The following is a 16,370-nucleotide window of genomic DNA, read 5'->3' on the forward strand; positions in this document are numbered from 1 at the left end:
TATTAAAAACCGAGATTGATGCCGAAATTATACACGGCCTGTACCGGATAACCCAAGCCGTTGCCGCCCATCTCCGGATCCCAGAGTTTGAACGCACTCACGGCGAAGAGGTTTTGCCCGTTGGCATACACCCTGAAATTGGAGAAGCCGGCGCGTTTCAGGATCTTACCGGGTACGGTATAGCCCACTTCCGCCGTTTTCAACCGCATGAAGGCTCCATTGCGCAACCACCAGTTGGAGGTTTGCGAGTTATTGTTGTTGAAGCGCGCATCGAGTCGGGGCCAGAAGGCATGCAGGTCCTGGTTCTCTTCCGACCAATGACTTTCTGAGATCGCGGCCAGCAAGCCATTCTGTGAACCGCCATTCAGCACAAAGGGAGAAATATTGTAAGGATTGATGAAGAAGGATACTCTTGCATTACCCTGGAAGAAGGCACTGAAATCGAAGTTGCGGTAGCCCACCGAGAAGCCGAAACCATACGTGATCTCAGGATTGTCGGGATGGCCCAGCGGCACGATGTCGAGGCCGGTGATCTGTCCGTCGCCATTGATGTCGCGGTACTTGATATCACCACCCATGGGCGGGTTGCCACCAAAACTTTGGGTCGGTGAATTGCGCGCTTCGATATCATCGACGAAAAGTCGCTCCGCCAGCAAGCCATACACTTGGTTGAGCGACTGGCCTACCCGCGACAGGTATTTGAGATCGGTGGGGTAATTTGGCTCTTCATTGATGAGCAGTTTGCTGGTAGCATAGGTCATGTTACCACGCAGCTGCATCCAGAGGTGCTTGTTGAAAGTCTTGTTGTAGTCGATGGCTACATCTACGCCCTTGCGCGATGCCTTGCCCATATTGGCCCGCACACCCGCTTCGAGGCCCATCGTGGTAGGGATGGTGCTGCGGTCCATCAAAATATTGGACCGCGTGGCATGAAAGGCATCGACGGTCACATTGATCCCATTGGCAAAAGACAGGTCCATACCGTAGTTGGTCATCACATCTTTTTCCCAGGTAATATCGGGGTTGGCGTAGCGGTTGACGGTGTAACCGGGTAGCCAGTAGTTCTGGCTGCTGCCCCAATGGAAACCACGGTCATAGTTGTTGGGGTTCACATTGGAGAGGTAGAAAAAGCGGTCATTCACATTACCGATCTGGTCGTTACCCACCAAACCATAGGTAGCGCGGAACTTCAGGTTCGATACCACATCTTTCGCTTTCTCGAAGAAGGGTTCATTGGATACGATCCAGCCCAGGCCTGCGGAGGGGAAGAAGCCGAAGCGATTGTTAGCCGCAAAGCGCTCCGAACCATTGTACCCGAAATTGGCTTCCAGCAGGTAGCGGCTGTCGAAACCATAGGTAAAGCGACCGCTGAGGCCGAGGTTCCGCTGCGGCAGTGAACGCTGCAGGTCGCCGGCATTGGCATTGAGGAAATTGCGGATCAGTCCGATCAGCATACCCGATACGGCATGTTTATCTTTGAAGGTACGGCTATAGTTGAGCGATAACTGTGCCTGGGTGACGGTATTGAGCACCTTGTCGCCGGGCGAATAGTTCAGGTACTCGGTCCCCTGCCCTTTGTTGAGCGGCGTGAGTACGGTGAGCTTGCCATTCGGATCGGGCAGCAAGGTATAGTAGAACGGATTGTAGCGACGGCTAACATCGAAGAAGGAATAACGTTGCGTGAACGCCATCAGGTTGGCCGACAGGCCTGGCGTGATGAAGTTGAACTGCTGGTTCAATTCGATCTGCGCATTGAGCAACGAGGTATTGTACTGCTGGAAACCGCTCACCATATTGGCGAAAGGATTGCTGTACAGCGAAGTGGTATTGCCGATAAAGGCATTGCCAAACAATACGTGTTGTGCGTACGGTGCGTAGCTGGCCGGATAATAGGCCGGGAACATCACCGGGTTGCTCCAGATGGCGCTGTTGAATACGGCGCGACCACCATTCACCCAGTTGCCCCATTCGTCGCGGTAACCAACGGGACCATTGTAATCATCGAATTGACCCGATGTACGTACGATGGCCTTGGTGGTGGGTGTAATATTGATCGTGACGTTGGAGCGTACGCTGTAATTGTTCAGTTTGATGTTGCTGTTGAAACCCTTGCCCGGAATGGTGTTGAGAATACCATTGTCCACATTCCAGGTGCCGGCTATATAATACTGGGCAGTTTTACCACCGCCACTCACGTTGATATTGGCTTTCTGGTTTACCGTGCGGTCTTTGATCAGCATGTCGATCCAGTTGTTGTTGGGGTACTGGAGCGGATCGTCGCCGGCGGCCGTGTGGTCGATCTTGTTTTGTGAATAAGGCAATACACCCAGCGGTTCGCGGGTCAAGACGGCCTCGTTGGCCAACTTCATATAGGTGATATTATCGGCAAACTTGAAGTTGCGGGTATTGGTGGACACCGGTGCTTCCAGGCGTACACTAAAACGGGCTCTGCCTTCCTGTCCCAGTTTAGTGGTCACCAGGATCACCCCATTGGCACCGCGGGCGCCATAGAGCGAGGCGGCCGCCGCATCTTTCAATACTGAAAAGCCGGTGATGTCATCGGGCTGCAGGCGGGCCAGGTCGGTATTGCTCGATTCCATCTGGTCGATGAGGATGAGCGGATCGCGTTTACCGGCGCCGAAAGTACCCACCCCACGAATAAAGAAAGCGGCGTTGTCGGCCCCTGGTTCGCCACTCTGTTGGTAGGCGATGACCCCCGAAATACGGCCGGCCAGCATACTGGTGAGGTTGCTGGTAGGTCCACGCAATTCTTTGGGGTTGATGGAGGTGATGGAAGCCACCATACTTTGTTTTTTCTGCCGGCCGTAGGCCACCACGATCACGTCGCCGGTGGTATCGGCCGCCAGCGACAATTGCACCCGTACGGGTTGCCCTTTACGGGCGAGCACCTCTTTATTGGCATAGCCAACAAAAGAGATCTCGAGCATGGCCTGGTTGGCGGTAATGTCGAGCGAGAAATACCCTTTGGCGTCGGTACTGGTACCTTGTTTGGTGCCTTTGATCACCACCGACACACCTTGTAAGGGTTGAAGACTGGCACTGTCGACCACCGTACCCGATAGATCCTGGGCCTGGGTGAGGACAGCGGAGAGCAGGGAAAATAAGGTGAAAAATGCCGGGAGGGCGATGCGGGAATAGCGCGAACGGGCGCGGGGGCTCCTCACACGGCAAGCAGGTCTTGTAATCATAAATTAAGCAATGTTAGTTGATCGAATGATGTACGGGAGATCGGACGCTGATCATCTGTACTATCCTATACTATACTACCACAAATATAGTTTTATTTTTTACCGGCCAAAACTTTTCGGCAAAAAAAGCGGGGCGTTTAAGGTCCGTTAACAATTGGAGGGAATACTAAGGCAACGAGGCATATAGGCAACGAGGCACCGGAGGAATACAAACACATGGCCGCAAGGCAAATAGGCTTCAACGCACGTAAAGAAAATCAATTTTCCAAGAAATGATAATTTGATCAGAGAAGACAGGGCCAATGCCTGGAGAGATACCATGAACCAGAGTACTGCTTTGTTCTCTGGTTCATGGTGCAGGCAATCTGTTGCTATTGCGCAATAACGAGTTGATAGAGCTTTACATCGGCCGGCGGTACCTGCACCGTCATGCGTTCGCGCACGGCGCCGCCTGCACCGGTATACAGATCGAAGTACGGGTAATCTTTGTTCGGCGCCAGTCCCAGGCTACCCAGGTCAATGGTATGGGAAGTTGAGTCCTTTCCATAATTGAATACGGCGAGGTAGAGTTTATCGACGGCACGCTTGCTAAAAATGGTAGGCGCTATATGGCCGGTATTAGTATCGTATGGGCGGAAGGGTTTACCATCCGCCATCACTTCGTTCCGTATCCTGACCGGCAGGTACACCTGGGCAGTACGGCGCCATTCGCCGGGCACCGAGAAATCATCGCCGGTGATGAGTGTACCGGTCACCAGGGCCGAAGCCAGTCTGGCCCGGTTCACATTCCAGGGCTCATTGCCAAACACCACATGATCGGCATCGACATAATCATAGAGCTGGCCCTGCCACCAGCCATACCCGGTGCTGTTGAGTGTATACTCGGTATTGTCGATCGCACTGAAGGCATCACAGGCTATGCGGCGCATGTGTACATAACGGCCGGTCGCCATCGTTGGTGATATGGCTGCATAGATCAGCATCTTGTTGTCGAGCACACTGTCTACGAACCGCATCCCCTGCGCATAGGCCTGCATGCCGGTGGTAACGGCCGGGTCATAAAACCGCTCGCTTTCCAGCGCAGCATGACCCAGGAAGTCGACCTTGATCATTTGAAAACCCAGTTCCTTGAAGGTGTTGAGGTGCAACAGTATCCTGGCTTTGGTGCCGGGATGGGTGGGATCGAGCGCATAGGCCCCATCGAGGTCTACCGGTTTCCCGTGTTGCAGTATCCAGGCATTTTCATACCGTTCCTGACTGCCTTCCATCGTGCGCCCATGTTTACCCCAATCGGCAAAAGGTGCCCAGTAAATACCCGGTACAAATCCATGTTGCTTACAATAATCGGCAAAGGCTTTCAGCTGACTGACATCGCCTTTCAACCCGCCCTTTACAAGATTGTCCCAATAAGAATCCAGGTCGATGTACAGGGTATTATCAGCATTGCGAAAACCTTTGAGCGAATCCGCGAAAAAGTCGACGACTGCTTTTGCTTTGTCAAGTGTTAGTTTGGTCTGCATCACGCCCCAGCTGTTCCAGCCCATCGGCGTGGCCTTGTTCCAGGTGGTGATCACCGGTGGTTCCAGTTTTCTGTTGACGGCGGCGTATTCCTCCATCCCGTCACGCCAATCTTCATAGTAACCGACAAATATTCTGGGAGAGGCGCATAAGGTATCGTTGACAGACACCTTGCCGTGTGCTATTTTATCGTGGGTGAGGGTGGTATCCGCAAAACCGCCGTAAACAGTCAGCGGCTTGTCCTTATTGACGGCGATCCCTGTTTTCCAGATGCCGTGCTCTACCGACCCGATGACCACCCCACGACGGGATTCGTTGTTGTACAACGCGGTCACTTCACTGCTTGTAAATGCGGAGCCATCTACCGGCCTTGCAGCGAACCGCACCCACATGTCGTTATCAAAGGGAACATTCAATTGATACAAGTCGCTTTCCTCTGGTGACTCTTCGATAACTCCCACCGTCAGCGGCGATATATACCGCGCAGCCACCTGCTCGCCACGCACTTTCAATTGGGCAAGAAAAAAAGGCTTATTGTCGTATACATAGAATAGCTGCTGGAGATGTAGGTTTTGTGCATGCCAGTCAAACTTATGCACAGTACCCCGGCCGATATTGTCTGCAAAGTCCACACTACTATACAAATGTTTTCCCTCCTGAATGGTCTTTATCGTATCGCGGTCACCATAGGCACTGTATACATTGATCAGTCCCAACTGCCGTTGGTTTACATTAAAAGCCCCCAGTCGTAGATCATATTCGATGCTGCCTCCTTGGGGTAACGGTATTACAACCCTGTCCTTTACCCGTTTTGCCTTTGCAGCTGCCCTGGGTTGCGCTATGCAGGCCGTCTGGCTGGCGAGCAGCAGACAGACCAATAGAAAATAGTCGATACGATGACGCTTCATGGTTTACGGTTTTATAGCGTGGATGACGGGTTTGTTTATTTGGCCAGTCCCGCCTTGGAGAACAACAGGAAAGCGCCGGCCATACCCGCGATCAGCAGGAAGAAATAGAGATAGCGTTGCCGCCAGGGCTGCAGGTCCACCACGGCCAGGTTGCGCGGCTCGTACGGTTGTGCCCGGGGCATCCAACGGTTCACAGCCAGTATCAGCCCTACTGTGGCCACAAAAAGTATCGCCACCACATGCAGGTAATGCAACGGCACTTCCAGCACAAACTGGCTCAGCATATAGGTTACTATAAAAAAGCACAGACCGATCAGGGCTGCCCGCTCCGATACTTTCTTCGTCAGAAAACCAACGATCATCACCGTAAACACCGGCACACTGAAGAAACTGGAGATCTTCTGAATATAGTGATAAAACCCGCCATCGAAGTATAGAATGAACGGCGAAAAGCACATGGCAGTAGCCGTAATGCTCAATTGAAAAATACGCCCCGCCTTTACCAGTTGCCGGTCGTTGGCATGCCGGTTCCACGGTTTGTACAAGTTCATAATGAAGAGGGTTCCCGAACTGTTGAGCCCAGCATTAAAGGTGCTGATGGCCGCGCCAAATATGATGGCGGCCATAAAACCTGTCATCACCGGTGGCAGCACATCGCCCACCAGGCGTGGAAACACCGCTGCTGTATTTGTCATGGAAGGATACAGGTGCACGGCGATCAATCCTGGTACGTTGAGTAGCAAAGGCGAGATCAGTTTACTCAGGCAGGCCAGCGATAGCCCCTTTTGCCCCTGCGACAAACTTTTAGCCGCCAGTGCCTGCTGCATGATGTATTGCTCCATACCCCAGTAATACAGGTTGATGAGGAACATGCCGGTAAACAGGGTGCTGAACGGAATGGGATCTTTTGCCCCGCCAATCGCATTGAGGTGTTCTTTCTTCGACCCCAGCAAGGTGTGCACGCCGTGCGCCGCACTGCCATCGCCCAGATAGCGCAGGGCAAAATACAACAACGCAATGCCGCCAATCAGCAACCCCGCACCCTGCACCAGGTCAGATACGGTGATGGCTTTGAAACCGCCCAATACGGTATAGCAGCAACCGATCACACCCACCATCACAATCAATAACCAGATGGCGGAGAAATAGCTGATGCCCAACGCTTCATCGATATGAAAGATGCCATTGAGTGCTACAGCACTGCCATATAGTATCGTAGGGATGAGCGTTACGAGATAACTAACCAGGAAGATGAGGGATACGATCTTCTTCAGCCGTGGGCCAAACCGGTGCTCGAGGTAGTCGGGCGTGGTGACTGCGCCCATACGCAGGTAGATGGGCAGGAAGAACTCAGCCACCACCAGCATGGCCAGGATAGAGCTCATGCCCCAGGCCATCACCGTCATATCATTGACGTAAACAAATTCATTCTCGCCCACAAACTGGTTGCAGCTCAGGTTGGTAAGGAACAATGAGAAACCCACCATCCAGAAGCCCAGCGTGCGGTTGCCCATAAAGTAGGCGGCCGTGGTATTGAGCCGTATCTTCCTCGCCCGGGAGAAAGAGATGACCGCTACCAGGGCCAGGAATAGCAGAAAACAGAGTAAGCCTGTAAAGTTCATGACAAAGCAGTATAGGTGCAGACAACTTAAAGCGACTTGCGACGGATGAGCGACATCGGCAGGATCTCCTGCACTTTCTTGCGCCGCAATACAAATTCGGCGGCTTTTTCTGCCATCAGCTGGAAGTCGGCAGAATAGGTGGTGATGCCATCGAACACCAACTCTTTCACTACCTCGTCGTTGTGTGACAGGATGCCCACATCTTTACCGGGCTTCAACTTCATCACCTTACAATCTTTGAGCATGCTCCACAACTCGGTATTGTTGATGGTGAAATATACCTTTCCTTTTTCCAGCGTGCCGGGCAGGTATTCGGCCCGCACTTCATGTTTGATCCTGAAGTCTTTTACGAAACTCTTGAAGGCCTGCAGTATCTCGATGGGCGTATCGGCATTGGGGCGATGGTAATAGATCATCCCATCGTATTTTTTAATGGTGTCGCTCAGTTCTGTGAAGATGCGGTAGGTCGCATCCCTGAACTCCTGCGCGATATAGGAAGGATCACCTGCCAACTGCTCGTACCGGTCGATCATCAGGAACATATCCATCGGCAGCGTTTCGAGAATGGCGGCCGTACGTTTGTGCGGAATGGGGGCTACCACATACATGCCATAGCGCCCACGGATCTTCTGGATCGTGCTTTCCAGCACGTCGATATTGTTGTGGTGAAAGAAAACATCGATGTGTACGCCCGCGCCCACTTTCGAGCGGAAGGCTTTATAGAAGGTTTCCTGGAAAGCGTCGAAGGCGAACAATACCAGGGCCACCTTAAGGTGTTGCTTCACGTCGTTGTTGGAAACAAAAAAGCCTACCCGGTTCTTCGATTCCACGATACCCCGCTTCACGAGGTCCTTATAAGCCTTGGCGATGGTTTCGCGGGCAAAGCCAAATTCGTTGATGAGGTTGTTGACCGAGGGCAAGGGATCGCCCTGGGAGAGCGATTTGTTTTGAATGGCGCTCAGGATGCCATTGACCAGCTGCTCGTGTTTAGAAAGGCTGTTGACCCCTTCCATCTCATAGATCTGTTTGTAAACATCATCCATATGGCATCGTTTGCAACAAATCTATCCTATTCTATACTACTCTGCAAATATTTATGAAAAAAGAAATCCCGGCGATCTCGTTCGCCGGGATTTCTTTAGCTGTTGTCGTATTCGCCCAAAAGATAGCGCGCCCGGGAAAACCGGGTGGCACCACCGCTTTTAGAACTTATACGCCACGCTCACCACAAAACTGCGGGGGCGTTGCGGGTTCACAGACCAGTAGCCGATATAGTATTGTTTTCCGCCAATGTTGTTGACATTGAGCGATACCCGTACGGCCTGCGAATTATAGAACACCGAACCGTTGACCAGGGTATAGCTGGGCAGGTCGAAAGTGCCAGTCGTTTCATTGTCGATCACGCGGTATTGGCTGGCATAGTTGCCACCGAGCCCCAGCCCGAAATTGGCGATCTTGCTGGCGCGGAACTGGTAGGTAGCCCAGAAATTGCCCAGGTGCTGCGGACCCTGACCGCCGGGAGCACGGCCGGGCTGGCCATAGAAATCATCCTTGGCGCCTTCCACGATCTTCGTGCGGTTGTAGGCGTACCCAGCAATCAGGTTGAGGCCATGCACGGGGTTGGCATTGAGGTCTACCTCAAAACCACGGCTACGCACCTTTCCACCTTGTGTAACGTTATTTGGATTAGTAGCATCGGGCATTACGCGGTCCGACAGCTTGATGTCGTAATAAGAAGCCGTCGCGTTGAGCTTACCGGAAAACAGGTTGGTCTTGACGCCAAACTCTTTTTGATCGGCATGCTCTGGTTTGAACGATTTCACCCGGGTATTGCTGCCATCCGCGTCAGATACCTGCTGGGGCGCCACATTGATGAAGGCATTCATGTAGTTGGCAAACACCGACACCTTATCCAGGATGGGCTGGTACACGATACCGAATTTGGGAGACAGGGCAAACTGATCATAGTCATCGTCCTTGGTATTGCGATCACCCTTGCTGTCGAAATAGTCGGCGCGCAAGCTCACCATGGCACTCAGGGCCGGCGTGAGGTTCAGCACGTCCGAGGCATAGGCACTATAGCTGTAGTTGCTGATATTGCTGTTGGCGTTCTCCGTACCGGCAAGCAGGTTGTCGATCGCCGCCTTATTGAGGTATACAGCAGGCATTTCATCGCCGGTGAAGGGATCTTTGTAGTTCACTTCCCCCTGTGGCGTTACGTTGCGCGCCCAGGCCCAACCTGAGCCATTGTCAACGATCTGGCGGTTGAAATAGTCGAGGCCTATCAATAAGCGGTTGCGCATGTTGCCGATCTTGAAATCGCCGTTGAAGTTCTGCTGAATATCGGTCGTGTTCAGGCGCTGCTGCTCTTTGTGGAAATACTGGCTAAACCAGTTGTCGCCGGCCACATCGTCCCAGATATACGTATAGATACCGTTGGAGCGTACAGAGCCACGGGAGAACACGGTTTGAGAGGTCCACTGATCGGATAATTTATAGATCATCTGGCTTTGCAGGTTGAACCGCGGGTTCTTGATGGTAAGGTCGTTGCTGGTGAACGACAACTTGGGATCGAGGTTCAGTTCGCCAATGGTTTTGAAATCGAGCGGACTGGAACGGTCCGAATGGAAAAAGACCGGCGCTACTGCCCTTTCTTCTTCGAGAATCTCGGCCATGAAGTGGAAGCTAAGCCGGTCGTTGACCTCGTACACGAGGGAGGGGGCCACGAAGAAAGATTGCTTGCTGCCCGCATCCTGGAAACTGCCTTCGTTGTGGTAGGCCAGGTTCACGCGCATGGCGACCTTCTCTGTTTTGCTCAGGGGCGTATTGAAATCGGCCGTGATACGGTTCAGGCCAAAGCTGCCGAAGTTATAAGCTACTTCACCGCCTGTTTTGAAATAGGGCTTCTTCGTGATGGTATTGATGAAGCCGCCATAGGCGTAGAAGCCGCCGCCAAACAAGGTGCCGGACGGTCCTTTGATCACTTCTATTTCTTCGATATTGGCGGGATCGAGGTTGCCACTCACCACACCGGGCAGGCCGTTGGTGAGCAAAGGTTGCGCTTCAAAACCACGCAGGGCGAAATACGCCGCACCATCTCCTGCCCTGCCGGTCGACTCCCAGGTGCGGGAAATACCGGGCACATTGCGGAGGGCATCGTCGTAATTGGTGATCGCCTGTTGTTTCATCAACTCGGCAGATACGACGCTGTATACCTGTGGGTTCTCCAGGTTTTTGAGGGGCATCTTAGCCACCATTTTATTTTCCTTGTTGAGGTTACGGGTAGTGACCACCACTTCCTGTAGCTTTTCGGCATTTTCGCTCAGCGAAAACTGGATCGTGGTTTCTTGGCCTGCGCCCAGGGTGACGGATTGCTCCTGGGTTTTGGTGCCCACGGCACTGGCCTTGACGGTATAGGTGCCGGGTTTGATATGCCGGATGATAAAATTGCCCTCTTCACTGGTGGTAGTGACCCAGCGGGTATGCTCGAGGCGGATGGTCACCAGGGGCGCCGCCTTGCCATCACTGGTGGTGACGGTCCCTTTCAGGGTGGCCTGACCGGTTTGCGAAGATTGTGCCTGGAGTAAGTTGCTGACGAGTAACAGGGCCGTCAGCAGCCGCAAGAAAGTTGTCATGGCGCGTATTACAGTTAGTAATTAGTTTTCGGGCGCGAAATTCCAACTGTTGGCGGACACCCCTTGGCGCGATCGGTAATTTCGTTTACTATATAAGGAAAATCAGGTCTTTAAGGTGCCGGCAAACGGCTGCAGGGCTACCGCCCACATCAAAGGCGTCGATTATCAGGTGATTAGGCCCGGAGTGGGCGGGCATGGGATTTGAAACGGCTGTCGGTAAAAAGCGATTATGGAAAAGCGCGTATTGGGTATCCTGTTCACCTTGCTGGGCGCGGTGGGCCTGGTCTTAGCTGCCGTCAATTTCATCAACGGTGGTGAAGGAACCCGTAATGTAAAGAGTATCATCATTTACGCCATCTTGGGCGCTATCTTCTTTTTCGCCGGCATGGGCCTCGTGCGCAGCACACGAGACCGGCCATCCTGAGCGTAGGCATTATTATCGTTGACATGCCTGCTGATCGTACGTGATACGATCCAGCTATGCTTTATTATTCCCTCCTAGAGTTTCGTCAGCTGTTTCATCTGCTTCAGGTCGTACAGCAGGATCTCGGCTTTGTCGTTTTTGTCGAGCTTGCCGTTACCGTTGCTGTCGATACGGCCACTGATGACCAGTACGCCGGTTTGCCGGTTGAGGGTCCAGAAACGCGCATAAAAGTTATCGTCGGTGATCTTGACCTGTTCCTTGCCGTCGATGGAGAAAATGGTGATCTGGCGGGGATCGTTCCAGTCGATGGACTTGTCGTTGTCGGGATTGATGGTATAACCCGTAACGATCACGCGGTTGATGTTCAGGGTATCGAGTTTCAATTGCTCGATGTGATCGATGTAAGCGCCGCGGGGAAATTCGATGCGTTTGTGTTCGCCCGTGGTCGTATTGATAAAGAGCAGGAAATGGGGTGAGGATACACCGGCTTTGGCCCAGGGCTGTACGGAGGCGAGTACCTGGTCGGTGCCTTTGAGATCGGTGAGGCGGTTGTAATCGCTGTCTTTGAATTGTGCGAAACCGGCCAGGACAAATAGGCTGGCCAGGAAGGTGGTTACTGTTTTTTTCATGCTATTAGTAGTTGGTGTAGATAAATCTAAAGTACTGGTTCGCCAAAAGCATGTTGCACCGGAACCATGTCTTTGGCCATCTTTTAACAATTGGGCTTTGACGGATCTACCTCAAATGAGTGATTCCTAGCGGATAAGCCTGTACAGGGCCAGGCAGTGCCCACCATTGACCGGCTACGGTGATTACCACAAAGTGGTAGCGGTAGATACGGAATTAATGCAGAAATTGAGAGCGCTTCCAACCACGCATTCGCCAGATCGCTCTATTCCGCACCTGTACTGACAATAAAACAACCCTACATGAACAGATCAACCACCCGCCTCCGCAGGACAGGCTTTATTGTATTGGTTTTATGCAGCAGCGTCAGCCTAACCTCCTGTTATTCGGTGCGCTTCGTCGACAAACAAGGCGTCGGCAAGCCCAATCCACTCAATCAAAGTAAAGATGCGTTTACCCGCGGGCTCGATGTCATCACGCTCGACACGACCATCAAACTCAAGCCCCACCTGGGCAGCCCCATGCTGCTCGAATCCTGCAACGGGAACGGTTTCTATTATTTCGAATACCGGGTTACGTTTGGCGGCGTATTGCTAAGTGCCATCACGTTTGGCCGCAAGCGACAGGTACGCATCAAGTACGTATGTATGAAAGCGCAGTGATCCATTACTCCACCTTCCAAAACAATTCGTATGGCAACCACCACCAAACACGCAATAGAGACCTGGGATACTTTTCACAACAATGGCCCCTTCCCTACTAAGAACTTATACAAGACATCCCTTGCTGGCAAAGGCAATATGCCGTCGCTGATCGACCGGTACAACGATGCCGCGCAGGAGATACAGCGACTGCTGAAAGACGCGCTCGACAACCAACAAGGGTTCCGGGCTTTTGGATCATCCTGGTCCATGAATCATATTGCTCACCAGAAAGACAATATGCATTACAATGGCGATATGAACCTGAAGAAAACGATCCTGCCGGATGAAATGCACCCAGCTTCGACCTTCAACCAGGCAGACCTGTTCTTTGTGCAAACGGGCAATGTGATCAAGGAGCTGCACAAGTTTGTGTTTGACCACGGCAAGGCGCTCATGGCGACGGGAGCCAGCAATGGTCAAACGATTGGCGGCTGTCTCTCTACCGGTGTACATGGCTCAGCGTTGAATTTTGGCGCCGTGCAGGATGCCGTCGTCGGCCTCAACCTGATCATTGGTCCCAATGCGGAGGACATCGTTTACCTCGAGCGACATACCGAGCCGGCGCTGAATGACACCTTTGCGGGGCGCATCAATGCGCGGATTATCCGTAACGACGGATTGTTCAATGCTGCGCTGGTGGGACTTGGCGCTTTTGGCTTTATTCATGGCGTGGTGATCCGTACGGAGGATCGCTACCTGTTGAAGCGATATGTAAAAAGGATCCATAAGGACCAGGCTTTGCACCTGGCAGATACGCTCGATTTTGCCGGGTCGGCCTTTACCGTTCCCGGCGAAGTGGACGGTGATGGCAAGGGCTTACGACCGTTTCATTACAAGGTATTCGTCAATCCATATGTAAACGACCAGGAGTATGTGGTGGAGGCTTTGTACAAGAAGCCCTATACAGATAGCTATCCCGATCCGTTGCCCAGGATGAAGACGGCCATTTACCGTGACCTGATCGTGTTGTTTATGTTCATTGCGGAGAAGTTCAAGGGCAGTATTCCCAAACTGATCAAGGTATTGGAGAAGTCGGTACTGCCGCCGGTAGATTTTGAGGCAACGGGTACGCTGGGTGAGTTGTTTTGGGATGCGCCCTACCAGGGGCCGGCGTATGCGATTGCGGTGGGTGTCGACAGCAGCAATGCTTCGAAGACCCTGGAGCGGCTGACGAGGCTGGCGAAGGAAGAAGGACCGATTCCCGGTATCTATGCGATGCGGTTTGTGAAGCAGTCGCGGGCGACGATGGCTTTTACGAAGTTTCCCGTGACTTGTATGATCGAGGTGGATGGATGTATCTGGAAGGGGAAGAAAGGCAAGATGATCGGTCTGGATGAGTTTTGCACCCGCACCATCGAGGTGCTGAAAGAAGAGAATATTCCCTTTACGATCCATTGGGGCAAGAATGCCGATTGGTCATTCCCCGGTCTGGTGCACCATATGTATGGCAACAAAGCCATCGACTGGATGGAGCACCGCAGTGCGCTCCTCAACGAAGACACCGCCCAACTATTCTCCAACAAGTTCCTGGAGGATACGGGGCTGAGTACGTATATCGCCAATTCGCCCAAAAAGTTGGCACAATCCGTGGATTGATTGACATTTACCTGAAGCCTCTCTGTATTCTTGACTAATAATGCGGTTTAGCGAAAATAAAGTGCAAAATGCATAGTTAGAACGTTGATGCGGCCGTTATTGCAACTCTACGAAGGTTCTGTCTATATATATTAAAAAGGGACTTTCCGCCACGCTTATGAAGGTGCTTTTAGATACGAATGTTATAATCCATAGAGAAGCTTATAAAACCTCCCACATCGCCATCGGACAATTGTTTAATTGGTTGGACAAGCTAAAGTATACCAAATGTATTCACTCAATTACAGCTATCGAACTTAAAAGTCATGCCAATGCTGAGACGGTAAGGTCCATGGGTATAAAGTTGGAAGCATATCATGAATTAAAAACTCAAGCACCTATTGAACCTGCTATTCAATCTATCATCGACAACTATGACAAGACAGCAAACGACCGTAATGACTCTCTACTGCTAAACGAGTTGGTGCAAGGTAGAGTAGATTTATTTATTACAGAGGATCGCAACATACATCGAAAGGCTATGTTGCTTGGGGTACGAGATAAAACATATACCATTTCTCATTTCGTCGAAAAAGTCGCCTCAGAGAATCCAGACCTGGTTAATTACAAAGTCCTGTCGGTTGAAAAGGTTTATTTTGGAAACACAGACCTCGGACTACCTTTTTTTGATTCGTTCAGGGGCGACTATCCGGGATTTGACAAGTGGTTTCTACGAAAAGCCGACGAAGTAGCCTATGTTTGCTATTCTCGCCAACATCTTGTAGGTTTTTTGTACATAAAGGTAGAAGGTCCGGAAGAAAACTATTCCGATACCATCCCTATCCTTCAACCCAAAAGACGGATGAAAATTGGCACCTTAAAGGTTGGGCTGAATGGATATCGTATAGGGGAAAGATTCTTGAAAATAATATTTGATAACGCTCTGACCAATAAAGTGGATGAGATTTATGTCACACTTTTTGATCGAACACCAGAGCAACTCAGGCTTATTGAATTATTGGAGGAATGGGGCTTTGTTAAGCATGGAACAAAGGTAACTCCAACTGGTAATGAACTGGTCTATACACGGGCATTTCAACCTGTGGCCGATAGAGCAAGGCCCAAATCTACATTCCCGTTTATGTCTACGGCATCCAGCATTTTCCTGGTTCCCATATATCCTGAGTATCACACCGAGTTGTTACCAGATTCCATACTCAACAACGAATCTCCGGATCACTACAAAGACAACGAGCCATATAGGAATGCGCTAAGTAAGGTATATATATCGCACTCTCTGGAAAGGGGGATAATTCCTGGAGATATCGTTGTTTTTTACCGAACCGGAGGAAAGTACAAAGGTGTAGCTACTACCATCGGAATTGTTGAAAAGGTTTATAAAAATGTCCAATCTGCTGAAGAGTTGATTGGTATTTGTAAAAACAGAACCTTTTTTAAGCCTACCGACATTGAGGCATTTTGGGACAGGTACCCTTCATTGAAGCCTTTTGTTGTAAAGTTTTTGTACGCCTATTCTCTGCCACGACGTCCAAACCTGGAACGCCTGGTCCAACTGGAGATTATTGCCGACTACAATGCAGTGCCTCGGGGATTTGCAAAGATCTCCCTAAAACAATTACATTTGCTTTTAAAGGAATCAAATAGCAATGAGGGTATTATTGTCCATTAAGCCAGAATTTGCGGAAAAGATTTTTACCGGAGAGAAGAAGTTTGAATTTCGACGATCCATATTTAAAGATAAATCGGTAAAAAAAATTCTTGTATATGCCTCTGCGCCAGTACAGAAAGTAATTGGCGAATTCGACATCGACGAAATAGTCTGCCAAGATGTGGAGACATTATGGAAAACAACCCATCAACATGCTGGTATTAGCTATGACTATTTCTCCAGTTATTTTGAAGGAAAAAAGCAAGGATTTGCCATTAAAATCAAAAAACTCAGAAAGTTTAAAAAACCGCAGTGTATCAAAAAGGATTACGATCTCGTTCCTCCCCAGTCATTTGTTTATGTGAATTAATTGGGCGCAAATGATATGCACAAAAATTTGGCACATGTTTATTTGTCAATACCGTATTTTTCCGACACCTACTATTGAGTGCTTGAACGTTCACTCCTGACTAAGTGTA

General features: G+C 50.9%; 11 protein-coding genes. 5 read left to right on the plus strand and 6 right to left on the minus strand.

All coding sequences use genetic code 11. From position 1 onward, the window contains the following. Positions 1 to 2: 2 nt before the first annotated feature. From P2W70_RS17085 to P2W70_RS17105, 5 genes are all read right to left on the minus strand, one after another. Positions 3 to 3,209 (minus strand): SusC/RagA family TonB-linked outer membrane protein, encoded by a 3,207-nt coding sequence (locus tag P2W70_RS17085; protein WP_276482711.1) that lies wholly within the window; start codon positions 3,207 to 3,209, stop codon positions 3 to 5. 371 nt (positions 3,210 to 3,580) lie between these two features. Next, on the minus strand, positions 3,581 to 5,635 hold the full coding sequence (locus P2W70_RS17090; RefSeq protein WP_276482712.1) for an alpha-galactosidase: 2,055 nt from the start codon (positions 5,633 to 5,635) through the stop codon (positions 3,581 to 3,583). Between the two features lie 35 nt (positions 5,636 to 5,670). Further along, entirely contained in the window at positions 5,671 to 7,257 is a 1,587-nt protein-coding gene (locus P2W70_RS17095) for a solute:sodium symporter family transporter (protein ID WP_276482713.1), read from the minus strand. 26 nt (positions 7,258 to 7,283) lie between these two features. Next, positions 7,284 to 8,300 (minus strand): GntR family transcriptional regulator, encoded by a 1,017-nt coding sequence (locus tag P2W70_RS17100; RefSeq protein ID WP_276482714.1) that lies wholly within the window; start codon positions 8,298 to 8,300, stop codon positions 7,284 to 7,286. A 159-nt stretch (positions 8,301 to 8,459) separates the two neighbouring features. Next, on the minus strand, positions 8,460 to 10,892 hold the full coding sequence (locus P2W70_RS17105; RefSeq protein WP_276482715.1) for a TonB-dependent receptor: 2,433 nt from the start codon (positions 10,890 to 10,892) through the stop codon (positions 8,460 to 8,462). A 229-nt stretch (positions 10,893 to 11,121) separates the two neighbouring features. On the opposite strand from P2W70_RS17105, the gene P2W70_RS17110 reads away from it, so the two are divergent. Beyond that, on the plus strand, positions 11,122 to 11,316 hold the full coding sequence (locus tag P2W70_RS17110) for a hypothetical protein (RefSeq protein ID WP_276482716.1): 195 nt from the start codon (positions 11,122 to 11,124) through the stop codon (positions 11,314 to 11,316). Positions 11,317 to 11,390: 74 nt separating this feature from the next. Here the strand turns inward: P2W70_RS17110 and P2W70_RS17115 are convergent, their stop codons facing one another. Next, positions 11,391 to 11,945, minus strand: coding sequence for a hypothetical protein (locus P2W70_RS17115; RefSeq protein ID WP_276482717.1), 555 nt, complete (start codon positions 11,943 to 11,945; stop codon positions 11,391 to 11,393). A gap of 300 nt (positions 11,946 to 12,245) precedes the next feature. On the opposite strand from P2W70_RS17115, the gene P2W70_RS17120 reads away from it, so the two are divergent. From P2W70_RS17120 to P2W70_RS17135, 4 genes are all read left to right on the plus strand, one after another. After that, entirely contained in the window at positions 12,246 to 12,605 is a 360-nt protein-coding gene (locus P2W70_RS17120) for a hypothetical protein (protein ID WP_276482718.1), read from the plus strand. A 30-nt stretch (positions 12,606 to 12,635) separates the two neighbouring features. Then, entirely contained in the window at positions 12,636 to 14,243 is a 1,608-nt protein-coding gene (locus P2W70_RS17125; protein WP_276482719.1) for a hypothetical protein, read from the plus strand. Between the two features lie 157 nt (positions 14,244 to 14,400). Beyond that, complete coding sequence (locus P2W70_RS17130; protein ID WP_276482720.1) at positions 14,401 to 15,912, plus strand: PIN domain-containing protein; 1,512 nt, start codon at positions 14,401 to 14,403, stop codon at positions 15,910 to 15,912. Next, entirely contained in the window at positions 15,890 to 16,261 is a 372-nt protein-coding gene (locus P2W70_RS17135) for an ASCH domain-containing protein (RefSeq protein ID WP_276482721.1), read from the plus strand. The genes P2W70_RS17130 and P2W70_RS17135 overlap by 23 nt, the downstream gene beginning before the upstream one ends. Positions 16,262 to 16,370 lie beyond the last annotated feature (109 nt).

The sequence above is a fragment of the Paraflavitalea pollutisoli genome, from assembly GCF_029360705.1.
In the GTDB taxonomy this organism is placed as follows: Bacteria; Bacteroidota; Bacteroidia; order Chitinophagales; family Chitinophagaceae; genus Paraflavitalea; species Paraflavitalea pollutisoli.